Source organism: Methylobacterium dankookense, assembly GCF_902141855.1.
Lineage (GTDB): Bacteria > Pseudomonadota > Alphaproteobacteria > Rhizobiales > Beijerinckiaceae > Methylobacterium > Methylobacterium dankookense.
The window spans coordinates 109,511-127,364 of the sequence record NZ_CABFVH010000005.1; the positions used below are offsets into that span (position 1 = coordinate 109,511).

The window sequence follows — 17,854 nt, forward strand, 5'->3', positions numbered from 1 at the left end:
TCAGGCCCGCATCCGGCCGATCAGGCGGCCGAGCTCGGCGTCGATCCGGTCGGGATCCGGCGTCTCGCGGCGGCGGTAGAGCCCGTCTACGAGGATGCGGCCGGCGCCCGCGCTGAAGAAATCCGTGGCGAGGAGCCGGTCGAGCTTTCCGGCCCAGTCGGCCCCGTCCGTGCCCGCTGCCGCCTCGCCGAGGCGCGTGCGCGCGAGCCGGCGCAGGAGCCGGGCCTGGGCCACGAGCCGCGCCTCCGGGTCGAGCCCGCGCGTCGCGGCCAGCTCCGCCAGCGCCGCCCGGCGCAGGGTGTCCCGCGCCCGGGCCCGCAGGAGGCGCAGCAGGCCGACGAGGAGCGCGGCGGCGAGGCCGAGGGCGGCGGCGGCCACGATCTCACCCTGGAGCGCGCCCGCCGCATTGCCGGGCAGGTGCAGGCCGCGGAGCTGGTCGAGGGAGAGGGCGGTGTCGGGATTCATGGGGCGCCGATCTCCCGCGCCCCTCGCGAGATGAGAGGCCGGCCTCCGGTCGCGCGCAGGACTCGCGACAGGCCCGCTCTCCCGTTCGGGAGAGGGCTGGGGTGAGGGATGAGAAGTGTTCGGCGTGGTCGCGACGGCCCGCGCCGGGCCTCTCCTCCCCACGGATCTCGGGGCTTGCCCGAGATCTGCCCTCGCCTGTCCAGATCGGGCAGGCCCGATCCGGATGGGGAGGAGCCGGAGGCGCAGGAGGCACCGGAGCGCATCATCCTGAACCACCCCCACCCCTGACCCCTCCCCGCAAGGGGGAGGGGATGCTCGATCCGGGTGGGGAGGGGAGCTGCGCCTGATCCGGCACCGGCGCTCAGCTCACAGCACCGCATCGAGCCGCTCCATCAGGGGGGCGTAGGCTTCCGGGCCGGCCTCGACGTCGAGGCGGATCCCGGCGATGCCGCGGTGGGCGTAGTCGGCGAGGCGCTCCTCGGCGGAGGCGGCCGGCGGCCGGCCCCGGCCGGCATCGAGGGTGCCGCGGCGGCCGTCCGGCAGGGCGAAGGGGTAGAGGCCCGCGGGCCGCGCGCGCTCGAAGGCGTCGCTGACCAGGATCAGGCGGATCGAGAGCTTCTCGGCGGCGAGCGTCAGCAGGTGGTCGAAGTCGCGGCCCGGCGCGTCGAGGGCGCTCGCGATGACGAGGTGGCCCCCTGAGGGCAGCAGGCTCGCGGCGATGGTGAGGAGCGGCTCCAGGGGCGGGTCGGCGGCCTCGGCCGCGTCGAGCGCGCGGGCATGGGCGAGGGCGAGGGCCCCGGTGATCGCGGTCATCGCCCGCTCGCCGCCGGCCGGGCGCAGCGCGGTCGGCTCGCCGGCATGGCCGACGACGAGGCCGACGCGGCCCCCGTCCCCGACCACGCGCCAGCCGAGCAGCGCCAGCGCCTCGGCGGCGGCGACCGAGCGCAGGGTGCGGCGCGTGCCGAACAGCATGGAGGGCCGGAAATCGGCGAGCAGCACCACGGCGCGGTCGCGCTCGTCGTGGTGCGTGCGCACGTGCAGCTCGCCGGTGCGCGCCGTGGCGTTGCGGTCGATGTGGCGCATGTCGTCGCCCTCCGACCAGAGCCGCACGTCGTCGGGCTCGGAGCCGCGCCCGCGCCGCCGCGTGACGATGCCGCCGGGCAGGCCCGCGAGCGTGCGCGTCGCGGGCGCGGAGCCGCGCCGGGCGAGGTGGCGCAGGCCCATCAGCGCCTCGCCGGACAGGAGGCCCGGATCGGACGGATCCGTCTCTGGCGCCGCCGAGCCCGCCACGGCTAGAGCGCCCGCACCCGCTGCACGAGGTCGCGGATGATGCCGCGCGCCGTCCGGCCCTCGGCGGCCGCGCGCCAGGTCAGGCCGATGCGGTGGGCGAGGGCGTCGGCGGCCAGTTCCGCCACATCCTCGGGGACGACGTGATCGCGCCCGTGCAGGTAGGCCCGCGCCTTGCCGGCCACCATCAGGGCCAGCGTGCCGCGCGGCGAGGCCGGGTGCTCGATCGCCGCACGCAGGTCCGGGGCGATCGCGTCGGTGCGGGTGCCCGCCACCAGGCGCACGAGGTAGTCCTTCAGGGCGGGCGAGACGTAGGTGGCCAGCGCAGCCTCGCGGGCGGCGCGCACCTCGTCGAGGCGGAGCTTCACCGGCATCGCCTCGGCATGGTGGTTCAGCTCGCCCTCGACGAGGTCGAGGATCTTCCGCTCCGAGGCCTCGTCCGGCATGTCCACGACGACGTGGAGCAGGAAGCGGTCGAGCTGCGCCTCCGGCAGCGGGAAGGTGCCGGCATGCTCGATCGGGTTCTGGGTCGCCACCACCATGAAGGGGTCGGGCAGGGGGTGGGTGTGGCCCGCCACCGTGATCTGCCCCTCGGCCATGGCTTCGAGCAGCGCCGACTGCACCTTGGGCGGGGCGCGGTTCACCTCGTCCACCAGGATGAGGGAGTGGAACAGCGGGCCGGGCATGAACTCGAAGGTGCCGGCATCCTGGCGCCAGACCGTGGTGCCGGTGAGGTCGGCGGGCATCAGGTCGGGCGTGCACTGCACGCGGGCGAAGGAGCCGTCGAGCCCGTCGGCGAGGCGCTTGACCGCGCGGGTCTTGGCGAGGCCGGGCGCGCCCTCGATCAGCAGATGGCCGCCGGTGAGCAGCCCGATCAGCAGGCGCTCCACGAGGCGGTCGGCCCCGATCAATCCGTGGGAGAGCCCGTCGCGGAGCGCCAGGATCCGGCCTCGGAGGCCGTCATCCGCGGCGATGGCGGGGCGGGGCGCGAGCGTGGCGCTGCTCATGCGCGCGCGGCTCCGGCCGCCGCGAGCGGATCCTGCATCATCCTGACCGTCTCCTCGATGCGCCGCGTCAGGCGCAGGACTCTTGAGGGGTCCATAAGAGCCCGGTGTGCCCGCTGCCCGGCCCGAGCGTCAATCCCGCCTTCGGCCGAAGCTGTGCCTCCGGACAATTTGCCTCCGTCACCCGGCCGCCGGGAACCGTCACGGTTCCGTCATCGCGCATCGCCTAGGAGCCTTCGATGCTCGCCTTCTCGCCCCTGCCCGAGACCCTCAACTCGGCCATCAGCCTCGTCGTGGCCTTCGGCCTGGGCACCCTGATCGGGGCGGAGCGGCAGTACCGGCAGCGCAATGCGGGCCTGCGCACCACCGTCCTGGTGGCGCTCGGCGCGGCGGCCTTCGTCGATCTCGGCATGCGGCTGACCGGGGGCGACGGCGCGACCCGCACCGTCGCCTACGTGATCTCCGGCATCGGCTTCCTCGGCGCCGGCGTGATCATGAAGGAGGGCATGAACGTGCGCGGCCTCAACACGGCCGCCACGCTCTGGTGCTCGGCCGCCGTGGGCGCCTTCGCGGGGGCGGACCTGCCGCTGGAGGCCTGCTTCGTCACCGCGGCCGTGCTCGCCTGCAACACGCTGCTGCGCCCCCTCGTCAACGCCATCAACCGCGCGCCCATCCGCGAGGACCAGACCGAGGCGACCTACGAGGTGCAGATCACCACGGCGCCCGAGGCCGCGGGGCCGGCCCGCGACCTGCTGGTCGAGCGGCTGGAGGCCGCGAACTATCCGGTCAGCAGCGTCGAGGTCGTGGAGCGCGGCGAGGAGGCCGTCGACGTGGTCGCGACCCTGATCGCCGACGCGGTCGAGGGCGAGGAGCTCGACGCGGTGACGGACGAGCTCGCCAAGGCGCCGAACGTCCGCCACGCCACCTGGTCGGTCAACGCGGCGGACTGATACCGCGTCCGGTCGATCGGACCGGACGCGGTCTCGGCCAAGCCCGCGCGGCGCTCGAGCGAAGGCGACATCCGCCATCCCGAAGGGATCACCCGGATGTCGTATGATCCGACGGTTGAAGGTGCGCCCGCGCACCTCGGCCGCCGCCGGACTCTTTCCCGATACGGGCCCAGGGCCGAATTCGGGGGCCTGAACGGGGCCGGGCCCGGCCCCGGGGAGAAGACCCATGAGCACATCGCACATGCGCACATCGCAGAAGCGCGCGCTGATCGTCGGAGCCTCGCGCGGCCTCGGCCTCGGCCTCGTCGAGACCTTCCTCGAGCGCGGCTGGCGCGTCACCGCGACCCAGCGCACCCCCTCGCCGCAGCTCGCGGCGCTCGCCTCGGACGCGCTGCGGATCGAGACCGTCGACATCGACGACGATGCGGCCGTGGCGGAGCTTCACGAGCGGCTCGGCCCGCAGGCCTACGACCTGATCTTCGTGGTGGCCGGGGTGGCGACGCAGGCCCACGACCCCGCCCATGCGGTGCCGCGGGCGGTCGCCGCGCAGGTCTACCTCACCAACGCGATCAGCCCGGTCCGCTTCGCGGAGGCGTTCCGGGACCGCCTGGCGCCGGGCGGCAGCATCGCCCTGATGAGCTCGGTCCTCGGCAGCGTCGCCCTGAACGAATCGGGCGGCTGGGAGACCTACCGGGCGAGCAAGGCGGCGCTGAACACGCTGGCGCGCAGCTTCGAGATCCGCCACCGCGATTCGGGGATCGGCGTGCTGCTGGTGCATCCGGGCTGGGTCCGCACCGACATGGGCGGCGCGGAGGCCGACATCGACGTGGCGACGAGCGTCGCGGGCATGGCCGATGCGGTCGAGGCCCGGCTCGGGACGCCGGGCTGCCACTATCTCGATTACCGGGGCGAGACGCTCGCCTGGTGATTCGGGCCGGGCGATTCGGCTCAGCGGCGCGGGTCGAGGGGGCGGCCGCGCCGCTCCACCACGACGGGCGCGCGGGTGCGGCGCTCGACGATGACGGTGCGCGGCGCCCGGCTCGGGCCGGCATGGCTCATGATCCGCTCGGGCGCCCGCTCGGGCTTCTTGCGGGCGGCGGCCAGGACGTGGGGGCGGACCTCGTCGGCCGGCAGGCCGATCAGGCCGCAGGCGATCTCGACCTGCTGCTCGATGTCGTCGGCGAGGTCCTGCGCGGCGGCGACGGCCTCGGTCACGGTCGGCGGCTCCCGGCGCACCCGGATGGGCGGCAGATCGGCGAAGCTCTTCGGGGTCTTCTTCACGGCACGGCTCGCACTGGTCATGGCCCGAACATAGTACGGTTCGGCGGGATTGTGCAGTGCATCAAACGACGGCCGCTTGGATCCGGCCGGGTCTCGGAGGCGTGCGGGCGCGTCGCACCCACCTCAAATCCACTTTGCGCGACGCATCGCGGCGAAGCGAGGTCATTCATTATGCAACTGCCCCCGCTATCGGCAGGGCGGAGAGGCTTTCCGCGTCAGAATGCCGCGGGATGATGGTGCCTCCCGCGATGTCCGGTCAACCGCGGGCGAGCAGGATCGGTTCGCAGGCTCTGTCATCGAACCGCCGCTGTCGCATCGGACGGAACACCATGACGCTCGCGATCCCCCTCGATCCCCGCCTCACGCCCGCGCGGCCCGATCTCGCCGATGCCGCCCTGCGCGGTCGCGTCGAGGCCGCCCGCTTCGTCGAGCCGCGCCCGATGCGGCTCGCAATCCCCGCCGCCGCCCTCCACCGCGCTCCGTCGCCGGAGAGCGGGATCGACACCGAGGCGGTGATGGGCGACGCGCTGCGCGTCTACGCGGTGGCGGACGGCTTCGCCTGGGTCCAGATCGAGCGCGACGGCTATGTCGGCTACCTGCCCGCCGAGAGCCTGGGCCCGCCCGAGCCCGCGCCGACTCATCGGGTCGGTGCGCTGCGCACCTTCCTCTACCCCGCCCCCGACCTGAAACGCCCGGCGCTGGCCCATCTCAGCCTCGGCGCGGCGCTCGCCGTGACGGGCGCGGAGGGCGACTACCTCGCCGTGCCGGGCGGCTACGTCTTCGCCGGGCATTGCCGGCCGATCGCGGCGACGGAGCCGGATTTCGCCGGCACCGCCGAGCGGCTCGTCGGCACGCCCTATCTCTGGGGCGGCCGGACGACCCTCGGCCTCGATTGTTCGGGGCTGGTCCAGCTCTGCCTGGAGCAGGCCGGGCTGGCCTGCCCGCGCGACGCCGACCAGCAGGAGCGGGGGCTCGGCGCGGCGCTCCCCCTCGACCCGGCCGGCCTCCGCCGCGGCGACCTCGTGTTCTGGCGCGGCCATGTGGGCATGATGCTCGACCGCGAGCGGCTCATCCACGCCAACGGCCACCACATGGAGGTCAGCGTCGAGCCCCTCGCGGTGGCGGTCGCGCGCATCCTGGAGAAGAGCTACGGGCCGGTGACCGGATATCGCCGGCTGCCCGCGCTCACCCCTTCAGCCGCTGCTTGATCCTGCGGATCAGCCCGTCGCGCACGTCGCGGTAGCCGTCGAGGCGCTGCTCGCGCGAGGCCTCCTGCAGGATCGTGGGGTCGGGCGTCGGCCAGTACTCCACGTCCGCGGCGAGCGAGCGGGTCAGCTCCAGGGCGGCGTGGTGCGCCTCCGGCGCCAGGGTGATGATGAGGTCGAAGTTCAGCCCCTCCCACTCCTCGAGCTGCTCGAGGGTGCGGGGCCGGTGCTTGGCGGCCGCGATGCCGATCTCGTCGAGCGCGGCGACCATGAAGGGATCGACCGGCTCGCCCTCGCGCACCCCGGCCGACTGCACGTAGATCGACTTGCCAAAATAGTGGCGCGCGATCGCCTCCGCGGCCGGCGAGCGCACGGCGTTGAAGTTGCACATGAACAGGACCGACTGAACCCGCTTCTTCTTCGGTGCGGTCCCGGGGGCGATCTCGTCCATCGGCGCTCAGCCCCGAATCACCCTCCCTAGCCCTTCCAGTGCAGGGCGAAGATGAGGGTGAAGAGGCGCCGCGCGGTGTCGTGGTCGAGGTCGACCTTGCCCTCGAGGCGCTGCTTCAGGGTCTCCGACGCCTCGTTGTGCAGCCCGCGCCGGCCCATGTCGATCGCCTCGATCTGGGTCGGCGAGGCCGTGCGGATGGCGTTGTAGTAGCTCTCGCAGATCATCTCGTAGTCGCGGATCACCCGGCGGAAGGGCGTCAGCGACAAGAGGTGGGTCATCACCGGCTCGCCGTTCTGGGCGCTGATCGCGAAGGAGAGCTTGTTCTCGACGAGACCGAGGTTGAGCCGGTAGGGGCCGTCGTCGCGGTCGGGGAGCGCGAAGTGATTCTCCTCCAGGATGTCGAAGATCGCGATGGCGCGCTCGTGCTCCTGGTCCGGGTTGCCGCGGCCGATCGAGTCCTCGTCGAGCTTCACCGCCATGAGGCGGTTCGGGCCGCGCTCCTTGTTCCCCTCCGTCATCGTATGGCCAGCCTCACAGGTTCAGGCGGATCGCGACGGAGCGGGCATGGCCGTCCAGGCCCTCCGACCGGCCGAGGGTTATCGCCGCGGGGCCGAGCGCCCGCAAGCTCTCGGGCGTGCAGGAGAGGAGTGTTGTCCGCTTCATGAAGTCGAGCACGCCGAGGCCGGAGGAGAACCGGGCCGAGCGGGCGGTCGGCAGGACGTGGTTCGGGCCGCCGACATAGTCGCCGATCGCCTCGGGGGTGTGCGCGCCGAGGAAGATCGCGCCCGCGTTGCGGACCTTGGCGGCGAGCGCCTCCGCATCCGCCGTCTCGATCTCCAGGTGCTCGGGGGCGAGGCGGTCGACGAGCGGGATCGCCTCGTCGAAGCCGCGCACGCGGATGATGGCGCCGTAATCGCGCCAGCTCGCCTGCGCGATCTCCCGGCGGGGCAGGGTGACGAGCGCGCGCTCCACCGCCGCCTCGACGGCTCGGCCGAGCTCTGCGCTGTCGGTGATCAGGATGGCCTGGGCGGCGACGTCGTGCTCGGCCTGGGCCAGGAGGTCGGCGGCGATCCAGTCCGGGTTGGCGTGGCCGTCGGCCAGGATCAGCACCTCGGAGGGGCCGGCGATCATGTCGATGCCGACCTGCCCGAAGACCCGGCGCTTGGCCGCCGCCACCCAGGCATTGCCGGGCCCGACGATCTTGGCCACCGGGGCGATGGTCGCGGTGCCGTAGGCGAGCGCCGCCACGGCCTGGGCGCCGCCGACCCGGTAGACCTCGTGCACGCCCGAGAGATGCGCGGCGGCCAGCACCAGCGGGTTCATCCGGCCCTCCGGGGCGGGCGCCACCATCACGATGCGCGGCACGCCCGCGACCCGCGCCGGGACGGCGTTCATCAGCACCGAGGAGGGATAGCTCGCGGTGCCGCCGGGCACGTAGAGGCCGACCGATTCGAGGGCGGTCCAGCGCCAGCCCGCGGTGACGCCGAGCGCGTCGGTGGCGCGGTGGTCCGTCGGCACCTGGGCGCGGTGGAAGCTCTCGATGCGCGCGGCGGCGAGTGTCAGGGCCTCGATCTGGTCGGCCGGGCAGGCCGCGACGGCGGCGGCCAGCTCGGCCTCGCCGACCCGCAGGGAGGCTTGCGAGAAGTCCTCGCCGAGCCGGTCGAAGCGGCGGCTGTAATCGACGAGGGCCGCGTCGCCGCCGGAGACCACGCCCGCGATGATGCCGCGCACCGCCTCGTCCACGTCCTCGGCGATCTCGCGCTTGACGGTGAGGAGGCGCGCGAAATCCTGCGCGAAGGTCGGGTCGGAACTGTCGAGGCGGACCATCGGGACCTGTGCTCGTCCTGTCGGGTGTCTGAGGGGCTGCGGCCGGGTTCAGGCGGCCGGATCGGGGAGGGCGTCGTGGGCGGGGCGTCCCTCCGCCTCCCAGACCGGCCCGAGATCCTTCATCTGCACCTCGATGCATTCCACGTCGAGCCGGATCGCGGCGCCGCCGGAGAAGACGAGGGTGATCGCGCCGGAGGGCGGCTCGGCCGGATCGAAGGTGACGGCGAGCAGGCTGAGCACCGCCTCCGGATCCCGGCCGGGGGCGATGCCGCGGGTGCGCACGCCGAGCACCCGCTCGAAATGCACGCCCGCGAGGCGCCGCCGGGTCGGGCCGCCCTCCGGCGCCGCCCAGTCGAAGCGGCGCAGCACCAGGGCGAAGCGGTGCTCGGCCGCGAGATAGGTCAGGTCGGCGGCCCGCAGGACCGCGTCCTGCAGATGCGCCGAGATCACGGTGAGATCCTCGGCATCGAGGGCTGTGAGCTTCAGAAGCTCCATGCGGATCCCTTGCTTCCCTGCTGCGTCCCGGCCGCTCCGCGCGGTCGCCCGAGCGATCACGGAAGGGTGAATTTCACGTGAAACGTCGGCGGGTAGGTAGCGGCGCAGGCCGCCTCCGGCAACCGGATCGCGCGGCGTGCCGGGCACGGCGCGATCGAGCCGAAAGCTTGGGGTCGAAGCCCGAGAACGGCTCATGTGCCGTTCAGGCGCTCCCCGCTATCCGATGCGCAGCGTCACGCACCCGCCCGGCTGCCGGCCGGCACGCTGTTTCGAGGAGATTTTCGTGAAGCGCATCACGCTTGCGGCGCTCGCCGCCCTGACCCTGGGCACGACCCTCGGGGTCGCCACGGCCAGCGCGCAATATTACGACGACCGCCCGCGCCGCTACGAGCGCTACGACGACACGTACCGCTACGAGCGCCGCCGCCGCGACTTCGACGAGGACCGCTACGAGCGGCGCGGCTACGGCCGCCGCGGCAGCATCTGCGTGACGGCCCGCGGCAATTGCGTGACGCGGCCGGCCCCGTTCAACGCCCCCTGCGGCTGCGAGGTCCCGGGCTTCGGCTTCAAGCGCGGCGCGATCGGCGGCTGATCGCGCCGGACGTGCCCGGCCGAACCGGGCGCGTCCGTCTCCCGATCAGGCCCGCACGCGCTCGATCCGGGCGCCGCAGCGGCCGAGCTTGGCCTCGAGCGCCTCGAAGCCGCGGTCGAGGTGGTAGACCCGGTTGATCTGGGTCTCGCCCTCGGCGGCCAGCCCGGCGATCACCAGGGAGACCGAGGCGCGCAGGTCGGTGGCCATCACGGGCGCGCCCTTCAGGCGCTCGACGCCCTCGACGATGGCCGCGTCGCCGTCGAGCCGGATCTTCGCCCCGAGGCGGGCGAGTTCCTGCACGTGCATGAAGCGGTTCTCGAAGATCGTCTCGCGGATGCGCGAGCTGCCCCTGGCCAGGGTCATCAGCGCCATGAACTGCGCCTGGAGGTCGGTGGGGAAGCCCGGGAACGGGTCGGTGGTCACGTCCACCGCGGCGATGCCGGCGCCGTTGCGGCGCACGCGGATCCCGTCCGGCACCTGGGTGATCTCGGCGCCCGTGGTCGCGAGCACGTCGAGGGCGGCGTGCAGGAGGTCGGCGCGGGTGTTCTCCAGGACCACGTCGCCGCCCGTCATCGCCACGGCCATGGCGTAGGTGCCGGTCTCGATGCGGTCGGGCAGCACCTCGTGCCGGGCGCCGTGCAGGCGGGCCACGCCCTCGATCTCGATGCGCGGCGTGCCGGCGCCCTTGATGCGCGCGCCCATCTTGATCAGGCACTCGGCGAGGTCGACCACCTCCGGCTCGCGGGCGGCGTTCTCGATCACCGTGGTGCCGTAGGCGAGCGCCGCGGCCATGAGGGCCACGTGCGTGCCGCCGACCGTGACCTTCGGGAAGCTGATCTCGCCCCCGCGCAGGCCGTTCTTGGTCTTGGCGACCACGTAGCCGCCGTCGATCTCGATCTGCGCGCCGAGCTTCTCCATCGCCATGATCAGGAGGTCCACGGGGCGCGTGCCGATGGCGCAGCCGCCGGGCAGGGAGACCTTGGCCTCGCCGAACCGGGCGAGCAGGGGCGCCACCACCCAGAAGCTCGCCCGCATGGTCGAGACGAGGTCGTAGGGCGCGGTCGTGTCGATGACGTTCGAGGCGGTCAGCCGGATGGTCTGGCCGGTCTCGGTGGTCTGCCCGGGCCGCTTGCCCACCACCATCTGATCGACGCCGTGATTGCCGAGGATGCGGGTCAGCGCCGTGATGTCGGCGAGCCGCGGCACGTTGATGAGTTCCAGCGTCTCGCCGGTCAGCAGGCTCGCGATCATCAGGGGCAGCGCCGCGTTCTTGGCGCCCGAGATCGGGATGGTGCCGTGCAGCTCGGTCCCCCCGGTGATGTGGATGCGGTCCATGCTGGTTCCTTCGGGCGCGAAGCCCCGATGTGGCGCCGGATTCGTGCCGGTGATCGGCGGCTGTGGCCGGGGCCTGCGGCAGATCAATGCGCGGCCCGAGGCTTGGCGGTTATCTCTCGGCGGCAGCCTATAGTCGACTTGTGTCCAAATCGGGAGCGCCGCCTTGATCGTCCGGACCGGCCTCGCCGTCCCGCCCCTCCGCCGGCGGGGCCGGCTCTCCCGTCCGCTCCCCGGCCTCGCCGGGCGTGCGCGCCCGCTCCTGCGCCTTCCGGCGGCGCAGATTGTCCCGGAGCGCCGCCTTGAGGCGCTCCGCCCGTTCGCCATCCGTCTCGCCCATCCGCGAACCCGCTCCCGCGTTACGCTCCGTTCACCCTGTGCGGCGCAACGTCGCCCGTCCCGGCGTCCTATCTCGGCGCGCGCAGATCAGGAATGTTGGAACTCATCTTGAATCGATTCCAGATCAGCCTGTATCTTCACCTCGACAGCGCCTGAAGACGCTGCCGCCAGGAAACCGCAGCCACGTTCCAAGCCCGCCACGGCCAGCAGGTGCCAGCCTCGCGCCGGCGCCACGGTTCCGGCAAGCCCGGAAGACCGGTGCCGGCCGTCTGTTCCCGCGCATCGGCGGCTCGCCCGTCCTCAAGACAGCCATCCGAAGGACCCTCATGCCCGTGACCCGGTTGCCCGCCGCCCCGAACTCCGCATCGGCCGGACCCGGCATCAAGACGGATTACGAGGGTCATTTCCGCGGCGCCCTCGACAAGCTGCACGGCGAGCGGCGCTACCGCGTCTTCGCCGATATCGAGCGCATCGCCGGCCGCTTCCCGGCCGCGACCTGGCGCCGGGCGGACGGCTCCACCCGCGAGATCACCGTATGGTGCTCGAACGACTATCTCGGCATGGGCCAGCACCCCGAGGTCGTCGGCGCCATGACCGACACGGCCAAGCGCTGCGGCGTCGGCGCGGGCGGCACCCGCAACATCGCCGGCAACAACTCGCCCCTCGTCGACCTCGAGCGCGAGCTCGCCGACCTCCACGGCAAGGAGGCGGGCCTCGTCTTCACCTCGGGCTACGTCTCGAACCAGGCCGGCATCTCGACGATCGCCAAGCTGATCCCGAACTGCCTGATCCTGTCGGACGCCTACAACCACAACTCGATGATCGAGGGCGTGCGCCACTCGGGCTGCGAGAAGCGCATCTTCCGCCACAACGACCTCGCCCATCTCGAGGAATTGCTGATCGCGGCCGGCGACCGGCCGAAGCTGATCGTGTTCGAGAGCGTCTACTCGATGGACGGCGACGTGGCGCCGATCGGGAAGATCTGCGACCTCGCCGACCGCTACGGCGCGATGACCTATCTCGACGAGGTCCACGCGGTGGGCCTGTACGGCGAGCGCGGCGCTGGCATCGCCGAGCGCGACGGGGTGATGCACCGCGTCGACGTGATCGAGGGCACGCTCGCCAAGGGCTTCGGCTGCGTCGGCGGCTACATCACGGCCTCGGCCGCGATCTGCGACGCGGTGCGCAGCTTCGCCCCGGGCTTCATCTTCACCACCGCGCTGCCCCCCGCCGTGGCGGCGGCGGCGCGCGCCTCGGTGCGCTACCTCAAGCGCTCGAAGACGGAGCGCGAGGCGCACCAGCGCCAGGCCGCCCGCACCAAGGCCGCCCTCGACGCGGCCGGCCTGCCGGTCCTCGCCACCCCGACGCATATCGTGCCGGTGATGGTGGGCGATGCGGAGCTGTGCAAGGCGGCGGCCGACCACCTGCTGGAGTGCCACGGCATCTACATCCAGCCGATCAACTACCCGACCGTGCCGCGCGGCACCGAGCGCCTGCGCATCACGCCCTCGCCCTTCCACGACGAGGCGCAGATCCAGAAGCTCACCGCGGCTCTGGCCGAGACCTGGGACGCCCTCGACCTGCCGCGCGCCGGCACCGTCTTCGTCGAGGCGGCGGAGTAGCTAGATCTCCAGGACGAGCCCGTCCTCGGCGGCGATGTAGCCGTCGGGCGTGTGGGCCAGCATCTCCGGGCTCATGTGGGTGAGCATGAGCCGCTTGGGCGCGATCTCGGGGAGCCGCGCCTTCAGCATCGCCCAGGAGAGGTGGAACTTCACCGGCCGCTCCACCGTGTAGCCCTCGGCGATCATCAGGTCGGCACTGGCGCCGGCCGGAACCAGCGCCTCGACCCATTGCGTGTCGCCCGTATAGGTCAGCACCTTGCCCGCATGGGCGAGCCGCAGGGCGTGCGAGGGCGCGCCCGAGGGATGCTCCACCGCGAAGGCCGTGAGCGCGACCCCGCCAAAAGTCTCGGGGGCGCCGGCCTCGATCTCCCGCACCATGACCGGGAAGGTGCGCTCCACCGTGCTGGAGCCCGGGAACAGCACCTCCATCGCCGCCGGCAGCCGCTCGCGGAGTCCGGGCGGGCCGACGATGGTCAGGGGCTTCGTTCGCCGGCTCACGAGCTGGCCGTCGAGGATCAGCCAGGGCAGGCCGCCGAAATGGTCGCCGTGCAGGTGGGTGAGGAACACCGTGTCGATCCCGTTCGGGTCGACGCCGAAGCGGCGCATGGCGATGAGCGCCGAGGCCCCGCAATCGACGAGGAAGCCCGTCCCCTCCGAGGCCACGTGGAAGCAGGTATGCAGGCGCCCGCCGGAGCCGAAGGCGTCGCCGCAGCCGAGGACCGTGAGCCGCATCGTGAAACCTCCTGAGGGACGCGCCCGGGATACGCGCCGTTGCATCGCAGCACGGGATGCGCTGTAGCTCCCCCGCTCGCGAATCATAGGGGATGGGAGCGGCGATGTCGGGTGGTCACGGGGGAATCGAGGGATCCAACAAGCGCGTCGCGCTGCTGATCTCGGTGCTGGCGCTGTTCCTCGCCTTCAGCGAGACGCTGGGCAAGGCGGCCCAGACCGACGCGATCGGCGCCAATGTCGAGGCGTCGAACCAATGGGCCTTCTTCCAGGCCCGCACCATCCGCGGCACGGTGCTGAAGACCGCCGACGAGGTCATCGCCCTGCTGCCGCCGGGGCCGAACCAGGACGCGGTCCAGGCCAAGCGCGCCGAGTGGGCCAAGACGATGGCGCGCTGGGATTCCGAGCCCGCCACGGGCGAGGGCCGCAAGGAGCTCTCCGAGAAGGCCAAGGTCGCCCAGGAGAATCGCGACCTGTCGCTCCACCGCTACCACCATTACGAATTGGCCTCGGCCGCCTTCCAGATCGGCATCGTGCTGGCCTCGGCCGAGGTGATCACCGGCATCGTCGCCCTGGTCTTCGCGGGCGGCCTGCTCGGCATCGCCGGCGCGGTCATGCTGGGCTTCGGCTTCTTCGCGCCGCACGCCCTGCACCTGTTCTGACGGCGCTCCGGACAATCCGAGCGGCGGCGTCAACCCTGCGCTAAGGGCGCCGGCCGAACCTGCCGGGGACGCGTGCATCGCGGTAAGGGTCCGTTCACGCCGATGGCGTCGCATAGGGGCTCGATCGATCCCCGGCGACGGCCCTGCCATGCGCATCCTCCTCGCACCGGCGCTGCTGCTCGCCGCGTGCGGCTCCGCCCCGGCGGCTGAGCCCACCCCCTTCCGGGCCGCCCTCGCGGCGGCCGGCGGCTGCGGCCAGCACCGCGTCCTCGCCGAGGAGCGCCTCGGCGGGCTCGGCACCGCGACGGCCTCCGCCGTGCCGCAGGGCGAGGCCGACCTGTTCGGCAAGCCCGCCGGGCAATGGACCGAGGACGAGATCCGCGACGCCCTGGCGGCCTTCGCCGCCTGCGAGAGCCGCTCCGGGCCGGCGGCGACCGGGCGCGAGCGCCTCGCCCGGGACCTGCGCAGCCTGGAGGCCGCCCTGCGCCGGGCCATCGTCGTCGGCCACGCCCTCGCCCCGGCCGAGACCGGAGAGGAGCGTCCGCCGCACGGCTCCGGCCGCGGCGCCGCGCAGAATGCCGCCCCGGCCCCGTCCGGCTCGGGCCGCCTGCGGCAGGGTCCCGCCTTCATCCCCGCCGCCCGGACAGCCGGCGCATCGCCGGAGAGCCGGCCGCCGGCCGCGAGCCTTCCGGATGCCGGCCCGGCCGAGGCGCGCCTCGAGGCCGCCGCGGCGCAGGCCGTCACGCCCGTGCCGGAGGAGGCCGCCCCGGCCATCCGGACCGGGGGCGCCCGGGAGCAGGGCCATGCGGCGCCCGAAGCGCCGGGCCGCCCCGCCCCGGTCGCCGCCCACCGGCCGCCGCCGGAGCGGATGCAGTGCCCGATCAGCCTCGGCACCTTCGAGATGCTCCAGGCGGAGATGCGGCTCGCCGAGGTCGAGGCCCTCATCGGCTGCCGCGGCAGCGTCGAGGGCACCGCGACGATCCCCGGGCTCGGCGCCTTCGAGACCTATCTCTGGTCGGATCGCGGCGGCAGCGCCACCGTCACGCTGGTCTTCCAGAACAAGCGCCTGAAATCGAAGGTGCAGCGCGGCCTCGCCGCGGAGGCCGCGCGCGGGAGCTGAGCATCAGAACAGGCTGAGCTGCCGCGCGGGCTCGGCGAGGCGGGTGCGCAGGTCGAGCCGGTCGGTGAGGGCGACGGGCCTGTGGTCGGCGGCGATCAGGAAGGGCCGCGCGCGCTTCAGCCCGGAGGTGAGCCGGGCCACGTCGTCGAGCCGCAGGGTGGTGTGGCGGCGCGCCTGGACGATCCGGTCGACGGCGCGCGCGCCGAGGCCCGGCACCCGCAGCAGCATCTCGCGCTCGGCCCGGTTCACATCCACGGGGAAGCGGGCGCGGTTCTTCAGGGCCCAGGCGAGCTTCGGGTCGATGTCGAGGGCGAGCATGCCGTCATCGGCGGCCTCCGCCACCTCGGCGGGGGAGAAGTCGTAGTACCGCAGCAGCCAGTCGGCCTGGTAGAGCCGGTGCTCGCGCTGGAGCGGGGGCGATTTGAGCGGCAGGATCGCCGCGCCGTCCGGGATCGGGCTGAAGGCCGAGTAGTAGACGCGCTTGAGGCCGACCCGGCCGTAGAGATGCGCGCTCTTGGCGATCAGCGCCGCGTCGGTGGTGTCGTCCGCGCCGACGATGACCTGCGTCGAGTGCCCGGCCGGGCTGAACCGGCGCTTCTCGGCCCGCGCCTCCGCGATGCGCTCGCCGATCTGCGCCATCGCGCCCTCGATCGCGGCGCCGTCCTTCTCGGGCGCCAGCCGCTCCAGGCTGGCCTCGGTCGGCAGCTCCACGTTGATCGAGAGCCGGTCGGCATAGAGCCCCGCCTCCTCGATCAGCCAGGGGCTCGCCTCGGGGATGGTCTTCAGGTGGATGTAGCCGCGGAAGCCGTGGTCGCGCCGCAGCGCCTTGGCCACCCGCGTCAGCAATTCCATCGTGTGGTCGGGCGAGCGGATGATGCCGGAGGAGAGGAACAGGCCCTCGATGTAGTTGCGCTTGTAGAACTCGACGGTGAGGCGCACGACCTCGTCGACGCTGAACTTCGCCCGGCGCACGTTCGAGGAGCGCCGGTTCACGCAATAGGCGCAGTCGAACAGGCACCAGTTCGTCAGCAGGATCTTCAGGAGCGAGACGCAGCGCCCGTCCGGCGTGTAGGCGTGGCAGATGCCGGCGCCCGTGGTGGAGCCGAGCCCGTCCTTGCCGGCCGCGCGCTTCGGCGCGCCCGAGGAGGCGCAGGAGGCGTCGTATTTCGCGGCATCGGCCAGGATGCGCAGCTTCTTCGCGAGGGTCTCGTCCATCGAACGGATGATGAACAGGTGTGCCGCGGAGGCAAGGGCGCGCGGGGCCGCATGCCCCGCGCGCGATGCCGCAGCCGGCTTGGAGCCGACCGATCGCGTTGCAAGCGGGTTCGGCTCCAAGTCCTTGTTCGGCTCCAAGTCTTTCCCTTGACGCGCTCTCTTCCGCCGAACCGGGAGCCACTTCGGCCCGAGAGCGCTCCGGCGGATCAGCCCTGGTTGAGGGTCGCCTTCAGGGTGATCTCGGCGTTGAGCACCTTCGAGATCGGACAGCCGGTCTCGGCGGCGTGGGCGAGCTCGTCGAACTTCGCCTGGTCGATGCCGGGGATGGTGGCGGTGAGAGTGAGCGCCGATTTCGAGACCTTGAAGCCGTCGCCCTCCTTCTCCAGCGTCACCACCGCTTCGGTCTTCATCTCGGTGGCCGCGAGGCCCGCCGCCTGGAGCTGGAAGGCGAGCGCCATGGTGAAGCAGCCGGCATGCGCGGCGGCGATCAGCTCCTCCGGGTTGGTGCCCGGCTTGTCCTCGAAGCGGGTGTTGAAGCCGTAGGGCTGGTCGGCGAGCACGCCCGACTGGGTCGTGATCGTGCCCTTGCCCTCCTTGCCGTTGCCTTGCCAGACCGCGTGCGCCCTGCGATTGATCATGTCGTCCTCCCGCGAAGCCGGCGGGCGACGCGGGTTGCGCGGCCCTGCCCGGGGCGGCAAGTGGCGCACCCATTCGTGAAATCCAGCGGTCAGGCCTCCTCGTCCGCCGCATCCAGCGTGCGCCGGGCGAGATCGTAAGAGAAGCCGGCCCGGGCGAGCGCGGCGAGGTCGCGCTCGCGATGGGCGGCGCGGGTCTCCGGCGGCCGGAAGGGACCGAGCCGGCGCCGCTTCGCGTAGGCCCGGGCCGCCTCCGCCTCGATCGCGGCCGGGTCCTCGGCGGAATCCGCGCGCTCCGCCGCCATCGCCGCCGCGATCTCGTCGCGCGGCACGCCCTTGGCGGCGAGCTTGGCCGAGGCGCCGCGGGCGGAGGCGCCGCGGCGGCGCAGCGTCGCGAGCCGGGCGCGGGCGAAGCGGGCATCGTCCACGAGGCCGGCCGAGACCGCGCGCGCGACGGTCGCCTCGACCATCTCCGCGAAGGCGGCCGGCTCCTCCTCGCGCGCCCGGGCCCGCTTCTCGACGCGGCGCAGGAGCGTCCGCCGCAGCATCTCGGACGAGGCGCTGTAGCGCTCGAGATAGTGCAGGGCCGCCCGCTCCAGCCAGGCCGCGCTCACGGGCGGCGCGGGTCTTGCGTCGCGGGCTG

Annotated in this window: 20 protein-coding genes; 7 read left to right on the plus strand and 13 right to left on the minus strand. The window is 73.0% G+C overall.

All coding sequences use genetic code 11. The annotated features are described in order from the left end of the window. From MTDSW087_RS06465 to MTDSW087_RS06475, 3 genes are all read right to left on the minus strand, one after another. The gene (locus MTDSW087_RS06465) at positions 1-465 is read right to left on the minus strand and encodes a DUF4381 family protein (protein WP_144761779.1); all 465 of its coding nucleotides are present in this window, start codon (positions 463-465) and stop codon (positions 1-3) included. A 366-nt stretch (positions 466-831) separates the two neighbouring features. After that, positions 832-1,755, minus strand: coding sequence for a DUF58 domain-containing protein (locus MTDSW087_RS06470; RefSeq protein ID WP_186383752.1), 924 nt, complete (start codon positions 1,753-1,755; stop codon positions 832-834). Between the two features lie 2 nt (positions 1,756-1,757). Further along, positions 1,758-2,759 carry an AAA family ATPase gene (locus MTDSW087_RS06475; RefSeq protein ID WP_144761782.1) on the minus strand — a complete coding sequence of 334 codons (1,002 nt, stop codon included), beginning with the start codon at positions 2,757-2,759 and terminating at the stop codon, positions 1,758-1,760. 236 nt (positions 2,760-2,995) lie between these two features. On the opposite strand from MTDSW087_RS06475, the gene MTDSW087_RS06480 reads away from it, so the two are divergent. Both MTDSW087_RS06480 and MTDSW087_RS06485 read left to right on the plus strand, forming a co-directional pair. After that, complete coding sequence (locus MTDSW087_RS06480; RefSeq protein ID WP_144761785.1) at positions 2,996-3,706, plus strand: MgtC/SapB family protein; 711 nt, start codon at positions 2,996-2,998, stop codon at positions 3,704-3,706. A 241-nt stretch (positions 3,707-3,947) separates the two neighbouring features. Beyond that, the gene (locus tag MTDSW087_RS06485; protein ID WP_144762060.1) at positions 3,948-4,634 is read left to right on the plus strand and encodes an SDR family oxidoreductase; all 687 of its coding nucleotides are present in this window, start codon (positions 3,948-3,950) and stop codon (positions 4,632-4,634) included. Between the two features lie 20 nt (positions 4,635-4,654). Here MTDSW087_RS06485 and MTDSW087_RS06490 read toward each other — a convergent pair whose 3' ends face one another. Then, a complete protein-coding gene (locus MTDSW087_RS06490) occupies positions 4,655-4,987 on the minus strand; it encodes a hypothetical protein (RefSeq protein ID WP_238179686.1) in 333 nt (110 codons plus the stop codon). 329 nt (positions 4,988-5,316) lie between these two features. Here MTDSW087_RS06490 and MTDSW087_RS06495 point away from each other — a divergent pair, with 329 nt between their 5' ends. Then, positions 5,317-6,195, plus strand: coding sequence for a C40 family peptidase (locus MTDSW087_RS06495; protein ID WP_144761791.1), 879 nt, complete (start codon positions 5,317-5,319; stop codon positions 6,193-6,195). On the opposite strand, the gene MTDSW087_RS06500 is transcribed toward MTDSW087_RS06495, so the two are convergent. The 4 genes from MTDSW087_RS06500 to MTDSW087_RS06515 are packed head-to-tail and all read right to left on the minus strand — an operon-like array spanning position 6,173 to position 8,965. After that, positions 6,173-6,643, minus strand: coding sequence for an arsenate-mycothiol transferase ArsC (locus tag MTDSW087_RS06500; protein WP_144761794.1), 471 nt, complete (start codon positions 6,641-6,643; stop codon positions 6,173-6,175). The two genes, MTDSW087_RS06495 and MTDSW087_RS06500, sit on opposite strands and share 23 nt — an antisense overlap. A 26-nt stretch (positions 6,644-6,669) precedes the next feature. Beyond that, positions 6,670-7,161, minus strand: a complete 492-nt coding sequence (locus tag MTDSW087_RS06505; protein ID WP_144761797.1) for a UPF0262 family protein — start codon at positions 7,159-7,161, stop codon at positions 6,670-6,672. A gap of 13 nt (positions 7,162-7,174) precedes the next feature. Continuing rightward, positions 7,175-8,470, minus strand: coding sequence for a histidinol dehydrogenase (hisD, locus tag MTDSW087_RS06510; RefSeq protein WP_144761800.1), 1,296 nt, complete (start codon positions 8,468-8,470; stop codon positions 7,175-7,177). Between the two features lie 48 nt (positions 8,471-8,518). Continuing rightward, the gene (locus tag MTDSW087_RS06515; RefSeq protein WP_144761803.1) at positions 8,519-8,965 is read right to left on the minus strand and encodes a DUF2948 family protein; all 447 of its coding nucleotides are present in this window, start codon (positions 8,963-8,965) and stop codon (positions 8,519-8,521) included. A gap of 283 nt (positions 8,966-9,248) precedes the next feature. Here MTDSW087_RS06515 and MTDSW087_RS06520 point away from each other — a divergent pair, with 283 nt between their 5' ends. Further along, positions 9,249-9,557, plus strand: a complete 309-nt coding sequence (locus tag MTDSW087_RS06520; RefSeq protein ID WP_373322061.1) for a hypothetical protein — start codon at positions 9,249-9,251, stop codon at positions 9,555-9,557. 45 nt (positions 9,558-9,602) lie between these two features. Here MTDSW087_RS06520 and murA read toward each other — a convergent pair whose 3' ends face one another. Next, entirely contained in the window at positions 9,603-10,892 is a 1,290-nt protein-coding gene (gene murA / locus MTDSW087_RS06525) for a UDP-N-acetylglucosamine 1-carboxyvinyltransferase (RefSeq protein ID WP_144761806.1), read from the minus strand. Positions 10,893-11,554: 662 nt separating this feature from the next. Between murA and hemA the strand changes: the two genes are divergently transcribed. Next, entirely contained in the window at positions 11,555-12,850 is a 1,296-nt protein-coding gene (gene hemA / locus MTDSW087_RS06535; RefSeq protein ID WP_186383753.1) for a 5-aminolevulinate synthase, read from the plus strand. On the opposite strand, the gene MTDSW087_RS06540 is transcribed toward hemA, so the two are convergent. Next, positions 12,851-13,582, minus strand: coding sequence for an MBL fold metallo-hydrolase (locus tag MTDSW087_RS06540; RefSeq protein WP_144761812.1), 732 nt, complete (start codon positions 13,580-13,582; stop codon positions 12,851-12,853). A 104-nt stretch (positions 13,583-13,686) separates the two neighbouring features. Between MTDSW087_RS06540 and MTDSW087_RS06545 the strand changes: the two genes are divergently transcribed. Both MTDSW087_RS06545 and MTDSW087_RS06550 read left to right on the plus strand, forming a co-directional pair. Next, the gene (locus MTDSW087_RS06545) at positions 13,687-14,241 is read left to right on the plus strand and encodes a DUF4337 domain-containing protein (protein WP_144761815.1); all 555 of its coding nucleotides are present in this window, start codon (positions 13,687-13,689) and stop codon (positions 14,239-14,241) included. 148 nt (positions 14,242-14,389) lie between these two features. Beyond that, positions 14,390-15,361, plus strand: a complete 972-nt coding sequence (locus tag MTDSW087_RS06550; RefSeq protein ID WP_144761819.1) for a hypothetical protein — start codon at positions 14,390-14,392, stop codon at positions 15,359-15,361. A gap of 3 nt (positions 15,362-15,364) precedes the next feature. Here the strand turns inward: MTDSW087_RS06550 and MTDSW087_RS06555 are convergent, their stop codons facing one another. From MTDSW087_RS06555 to MTDSW087_RS06565, 3 genes are all read right to left on the minus strand, one after another. Beyond that, entirely contained in the window at positions 15,365-16,576 is a 1,212-nt protein-coding gene (locus MTDSW087_RS06555; RefSeq protein ID WP_144761822.1) for a putative DNA modification/repair radical SAM protein, read from the minus strand. A gap of 206 nt (positions 16,577-16,782) precedes the next feature. Then, complete coding sequence (locus MTDSW087_RS06560) at positions 16,783-17,214, minus strand: OsmC family protein (protein WP_144761825.1); 432 nt, start codon at positions 17,212-17,214, stop codon at positions 16,783-16,785. 89 nt (positions 17,215-17,303) lie between these two features. Then, on the minus strand, positions 17,304-17,825 hold the full coding sequence (locus MTDSW087_RS06565) for a RecX family transcriptional regulator (protein ID WP_186383754.1): 522 nt from the start codon (positions 17,823-17,825) through the stop codon (positions 17,304-17,306). Positions 17,826-17,854: the final 29 nt, after the last annotated feature.